6 protein-coding genes are annotated in these 5,740 nt (G+C 42.7%); 3 read left to right on the forward strand and 3 right to left on the reverse strand.

Going from position 1 to position 5,740, the window contains the following annotated elements; all coding sequences use genetic code 11:
* Window positions 1–215: 215 nt before the first annotated feature.
* The 3 genes from KQI32_RS12890 to KQI32_RS12900 form a co-directional block, all read right to left on the reverse strand.
* Entirely contained in the window at window positions 216–1,193 is a 978-nt protein-coding gene (locus tag KQI32_RS12890) for an SGNH/GDSL hydrolase family protein (RefSeq protein ID WP_216425994.1), read from the reverse strand.
* Window positions 1,194–1,268: 75 nt separating this feature from the next.
* Window positions 1,269–1,892: a formate/nitrite transporter family protein gene (locus KQI32_RS12895; RefSeq protein WP_177691607.1), complete on the reverse strand. Its 624-nt coding sequence runs from the start codon at window positions 1,890–1,892 to the stop codon at window positions 1,269–1,271.
* Between the two features lie 531 nt (window positions 1,893–2,423).
* On the reverse strand, window positions 2,424–4,088 hold the full coding sequence (locus KQI32_RS12900; RefSeq protein WP_216425996.1) for a DUF4091 domain-containing protein: 1,665 nt from the start codon (window positions 4,086–4,088) through the stop codon (window positions 2,424–2,426).
* A 283-nt stretch (window positions 4,089–4,371) separates the two neighbouring features.
* Between KQI32_RS12900 and sigK the strand changes: the two genes are divergently transcribed.
* The 3 genes from sigK to KQI32_RS12915 form a co-directional block, all read left to right on the forward strand.
* Window positions 4,372–5,070, forward strand: a complete 699-nt coding sequence (gene sigK / locus KQI32_RS12905) for an RNA polymerase sporulation sigma factor SigK (RefSeq protein ID WP_177691605.1) — start codon at window positions 4,372–4,374, stop codon at window positions 5,068–5,070.
* A 2-nt stretch (window positions 5,071–5,072) separates the two neighbouring features.
* The gene (locus tag KQI32_RS12910; RefSeq protein ID WP_177691604.1) at window positions 5,073–5,333 is read left to right on the forward strand and encodes a YkuS family protein; all 261 of its coding nucleotides are present in this window, start codon (window positions 5,073–5,075) and stop codon (window positions 5,331–5,333) included.
* A gap of 138 nt (window positions 5,334–5,471) precedes the next feature.
* The coding region (locus KQI32_RS12915; protein WP_216423449.1) for a transposase at window positions 5,472–5,740 on the forward strand (269 nt) is incomplete at its 3' end.

A 5,740-nucleotide genomic window follows, 5' to 3' on the forward strand; every position in this document is an offset into this window, starting at 1 on the left:
CCCCGGCACAGTGCGCCGGCCTCGAGCTGTCCAAAAAGCGCAAACGCGAGCTTTTGCTCGTTGCTTAGCCAGATTGGCTGATTGCGGGTGCTATTTTTTCATGTTAACTTTACAGAGCCTGATTCTATTATTTATTTTTCCTCTCTTTTCAAAAAAAATACCAACAAAAAAATCCATCAAGCCATCGGCTTGATGAATTTTTAAACCATCGTATTCTATCTTCCTGCTATTTGCTTAATCTGTGGAATCATATGCATCGCATACTCCATAAAGCCGATTTCGTTGGGATGAAGCACCTTGTCTCCGAAAAATCCGCTGTCATGGGATACCAATTTTTCTCCGTCAATCACGTTTAATCCCCTTGATGCCGCTTCTTTCTTTATAAAGCTCCGTATTCTCTGCATTCCGGAAGCGATGTCGGCATTCTCATACTCAGCCGCTCTCCAGATAGGTGTAATCACATAAACGCAAGCCTGTGAATAGAGAGCAATTAATTTATCCAAAAAGGCTTTGGCTGACTTTTTTACACCTTCATATGTTTTTTCGCCTACACTTATCAAATGACAATCATTTGCCCCATAGGCAACCGTGATAACATCCGGTTTGAAAGGCAATTCCGCGTCCAGAGAATCCGGATCAAAATAAAAGCCTCCCACACCATGATTCAGATAATTCCATCCAAAGTAGCGAGCCAGAACCGCAGGATAATGGAAGGAGGGATTTTTGGCGTCCATCCCCTGTGTGATGGAATCTCCCAGCGCCAGATAATTTGTTTTTTCGTCCGGCACATATTCGATCTCGCCCAGAGAGACATCCTGCAAAGCAACGTCGCAGGTATACGGAAAATATATGGTAATTCTCGTTTTTCCGGAGGCATGCTTCTGATAGGAAACCCTGCCGTTTGGACTTTTATCCGGCTCTTTTATCACACCGCAAAGAACCCCGTTTTCATAGATATCAAGATACAGAGAATCGCGGCAAAAAGCTGTCGTTTCATATGCAAATGAAATTTCCGGTGCCTCTGTGATAAAATCCATGCGGATTCCCGCGCATCCGGCAGCCCTGACATAGGATGCCTGAGAGACAGAAGCATAGAATGCCAGCTGTTTTTTCGTAAAACGGCGGGCAAGAATTCCTGTTTGCGTTTCTTCAATCCATACCGCGCCTTTCAATAGTTTTCCCCATTGATACATGTGATCTCATCCTTTTTTGATTTATTTTCCAAAATATCGTATCACAAATACTTTTTTTAATCAAATGAAAAAGATTCACTTTGATTCCCGAGGTTCTATCAGGCAGGCCAGGCCGCCTCCAATCATATTGCCCAATGTAGCCGCCAGGATGTCCAAAATCAGTGCAATGTTCAGCGCACCGCCGTTTACCGTATATACACCGTAATAAAACATATTTGCAATGCAGTGATCAAAGCCAAGAATAACGAAAGCAGCAATCGTTACGACCACAAAAAGGATATTCATGCCCCTGCGTTTGAACATAACAGCAAAAGCCACCAACAGTCCCGCAAATGTGCCTGAGATCAACGTGCTTATGAAGGTATCGGATATCTTAGCCTGTGCAACAGCGATCGTTAAATCGGCAATCCTGTCATTTAAAAAAGTTTGGGATATCAAAAGCGCCATCAAGGCGGTGCCTATAAAATTGCCGGCATACACAATCAATATCTGCCGAACGGAATACTCCTGAAATCTCGTATAAACGCCTAAGGGAAAGGCGCGGGTAAACAAATGTCCGTTACAAAATATACAGAGCAAAATGCCTAAGGAGAAAAACAATGCCCCTGTCACGCTTTTTTCCAAAGCCAAATAGATCAGTGCTCCAATGCTGATATATACACCGCCGAAAACAGACGGCAGCAAATCCTTTTTTATCATGTTGTCCTCCTGCTGCGGATTATTATTTTTGGTGCAAACACACTTCATTCATATTACAGGAAAAAATCAAGTTTGTCAATCCTAATTTTTTGTTTCAGATTTATCAAGCATCCGTAATAATGGTTTCCAAAAAGCTGTCATTGTTGCATGATAGATACTATCACAAATGCCCAAAACAAATTGTTTCCGCATGTGTTTATAAAAAAGTTTTTCATTCTGAAAAACGCAGCCGCGCTTCGCACGCTGTTTTTTGAAACATGCAATTGCGCACGATTCCGCGCAATTTCCTATGTTATAAAAAAGTTTTTCATTCTGAAAAACACAACTGCGCTCCGCACGCTGTTTTTTGAAACCTGCAATTGCGCACAATTCCGCGCGATTTCCTATGTTATAAATAAACAGCGCCAAAGATATCCTTAAAGAATCTTTGGCACCGTTTGTTTTCCGCTGCATTATCATTTCAATTTCGCAAAACGAGGGATAGAAACCTGCCGGCTGACCGTAAATTTGTCCCCGATCGCCTGTTAAGCATTAAAGAGAAGCTATATATTTTTCGATTTCACAGTTTATCTTCTCTCTGAGCATCAAAAGAAAGGTACTGTCTTTGGGATAGCTGTCAAACCGTATCTTTTGGCCAGCTTCCTTTTGTATTAATTCTTCTACCGCTTCTTTCCCCGCAAATTGCTCCAACAGCTGAAATGCGCGCATATCCTGCAACGCTTCATGAAAAATGGTAAGATTGATAGACTCAATGGGTCCATCGCTTCCCGGATACACGGAAAAAGGATCCCCGGAAGGAAAGGCACAATCTCCGTCTGTTGTGACAAAAGGATTGATAAGCCTTCTGGAGCGGGCAGAATAATAAAAATTGTAACCCCAGTGCAAAAATCCCTGTATTCCATATAAATACAGCTGTGTGCCAAGGATCCGATTACGGTAAGAAGGCATAGAAAAAAATCGGTTTGCGACATCCCTGGATTGTGAACAGCAATAGTATGCCCAACGCGGGTCTATATCTTCATTCAGAAATGGTTCGATATGATCCGTGGAAGGAATCGGATGTTCCACAATTCCTTCTTTGTAAAAATCAACTTCAGACAATGCGTCTATTATGGGATAGTCCTTTAAAAAAGGGGTCACTATCTGCTTTGCCCTTTGATAGGCTTCCTTCTGTTCCTTCCCCTTTGGTTCATCCGATATATGAAAATAGGTTGTCTTTTCAATCCCTTCTTTCCGCAAAAAATTGGTCAGCGCCGGCAGAAAACTGGTCAGAAATCCGCGGTATTCAGGGGAATCCCCCGCAGTTTCCCAGCCAAAAATTTTCTTTTCCTTCCCTTTTACTTCCGCTATAATTTTCGGCGCACAGGCTGCACCCCATTGGGTGAACAGATGAGAGATTTCAAAATAACCGATTCCCTTTTCTTTTGCCAGATCAATCCACCGTTTCAGTTTTGAAAAATCAAAAGAATAACTGCTTTCCTCTTTTTTTACCTTCACAAGCTGCGTGGTCGGGCGCTCCGCTCCAATCATCGTGTCCAGGGGCGGGGTGAAAACAGGTGTCAGTATCATATTGACTCCATTTTTCACCGCTGTCTCCATAAACTGCCCGATCCTTTGCCAATGCTCCTCAGAAAAGATCTCTAACCCATAGTAGGAAGCGATGCAGTCCGCATGGAACCACTGGGTGTAGATAAGGTTCTGAGACGGCAAAACTGCATCAATCACCTTCAATTCCAATTGCTTTTCCTGCTGGAAGCGATTTTCTGAAAAATCTTCTCCAATGAATTTGATTTTAATTGGGTAATTACCACCGCGGCAATCTGAGGGAATGTCCACAGTTACCCATATGCTGTGCCAGCTTCCAGCCGCCGAAATGATCTCCCCCTCCACATCGTCAAACAGCGGATCCGGATACAGTCCAGGCTCTCTGCACAGATAATCATCGTCACTGATTTCAGGATACAGAGGCAATTCTGACGGAACATTGCCAACCCTCCTGACAGATACCGGAAGTCCTGCGTCTATTTCAATCGATAATCTTGCCCTGGAATTCCGATCTCCCTCTGAACGGAAAGCGATCTGGTAGGAAAACCGTTCTCCTTTCAATGCCGATGCTTTCGTCAGCGTATCCTCCCTTCCCCCATCATTCAGAAAAATTTTTTCTAAAGAAGAAAGCTGTAAAATTTGAATAGCCATTATTCTATCCCTCCCTTTTTTATGTAATCCACTCTTTTGATTTAATATACATGATTTTCCTCAATATAGCAAGACTTTTTTGATTGTTCAAAAAGCCTCCCTATAGGTAATTTTTTATGAGTATTGTGCTCCATATTCTCATTTCCTGCGTATAGGAAATTGAGATTACGGTAAATATATACAATAACAGAAAGATTTCCGCTTGCTTCTCTGCAATTTAAAAACATAGACAGGCAAAAAAGCGCCTTCGGATGCATATATATCTTGCATGGAGGTGTTCCGAATGTGGTTCAATTCTTTTATGACTACGTTTATACAAAATATCCTGTTTATGCTGGGATATATGACAAACACCAACTCCTTTCCGAAACCGCTCTCCGCGAAAGAGGAACGGGAGCTGCTTCAAAGAATGAAAGAAAATGATGAGGAAGCAAGAAATACACTGATAGAACGCAATTTAAGACTTGTGGCGTTCGTAGCGAAAAAATATTCCCAGACCGGCAAGGAAGCCGATGATCTGATCTCCATCGGCACCATCGGACTGATCAAAGCGATCTCCACCTTTGATATGGAGAAAGGGATCCGCCTTGCAACCTATGCGGCACGTTGTATTGAAAACGAAATTCTAATGATACTCCGTTCCGAAAAAAAATTGGTCAATGAAGTATCCTTGAATGAGATTATTGGTATGGACTGCGAAGGAAACGAGATCAGTCTGGTAGATGTTTTAAGCAACGATGAAGAAAATGTTTTTAATAAAGTAGATTTAAAAATAAAGACCGGCAAGCTCTATCAGGCCATCTCTTCCTGTCTGACTCCCAGAGAAAAAAATATTATTGAACTGCGCTATGGGCTGGAGACTGGCAATCCGAAAACGCAAAGAGAGATCGCCAAGTCCCTCGGCATCTCCCGCTCCTATGTTTCACGAATCGAAAAAAAAGCGATTGGAAAGCTTTCCAAATACTTTAAAGAAGGGAAATAACTATGGTTATCAGTCTTTCGCCTGAAATAATGCATCTCAAAGAGCCCTTGGAGGATATGGGTTTTTTCACGGTTCCTTTTTCTAAGAACGACATTCCCGTCGATGCTCTTTTATACTATGACGAAAATTTTATATCAAGAAACGGTCTGCTGATGGATACGCAGACAACGCAAGGGGTTTTGCTGGTAAATGTGAGAAACAAATCAATCGAAGAGATTGAAATGATTTTAAGATACCGAACATACAGCCCTCTGATAGAATGAAGCCGCTGTTCGATCCGATGAAAAAAGATTGACACTCAAGTGTCAATCTCAGCCTGTCGAAAAAGTCCAGTATACACTGGGCTTTTTTGCGTATGTGTGGTAAAATAAAGATAAGAAAAGACTGGGGAGGGACGGCGTGTGCTAGCAAAAGAGCAGGAATTGCGCAGAAATGTAGTAGAAATCCTATGTTTGGAGGAGCTGGTTCCATCGGAGCATCTGCTGCGGCAGATTGACAGCGCGGTGGATTTTACGCATCTGTACGACTTGGTGGATGCGCTTTACAGCCGTGACAACGGCCGTCCCAGCATTGACCCGGTGGTATTGTTCAAAATTGTGTTCATCCAGCACCTGTACGGCATCCCCTCGCTGCGCCGTACCATGCAGGAGATTGGCATGAACATCGCATA

Source organism: Acetivibrio sp. MSJd-27 (assembly GCF_018918095.1).
Lineage (GTDB): Bacteria > Bacillota > Clostridia > UMGS1840 > HGM11507 > HGM11507.

Coding starts and splice junctions, on each gene's coding strand:
- KQI32_RS12890 (WP_216425994.1), bottom strand. CDS start 1,193: ATGTATCAATGGGGAAAACTATTGAAAGGCGCGGTATGGATTGAAGAA.
- KQI32_RS12895 (WP_177691607.1), bottom strand. CDS start 1,892: ATGATAAAAAAGGATTTGCTGCCGTCTGTTTTCGGCGGTGTATATATC.
- KQI32_RS12900 (WP_216425996.1), bottom strand. CDS start 4,088: ATGGCTATTCAAATTTTACAGCTTTCTTCTTTAGAAAAAATTTTTCTG.
- sigK (WP_177691605.1), top strand. CDS start 4,372: ATGTGGTTCAATTCTTTTATGACTACGTTTATACAAAATATCCTGTTT.
- KQI32_RS12910 (WP_177691604.1), top strand. CDS start 5,073: ATGGTTATCAGTCTTTCGCCTGAAATAATGCATCTCAAAGAGCCCTTG.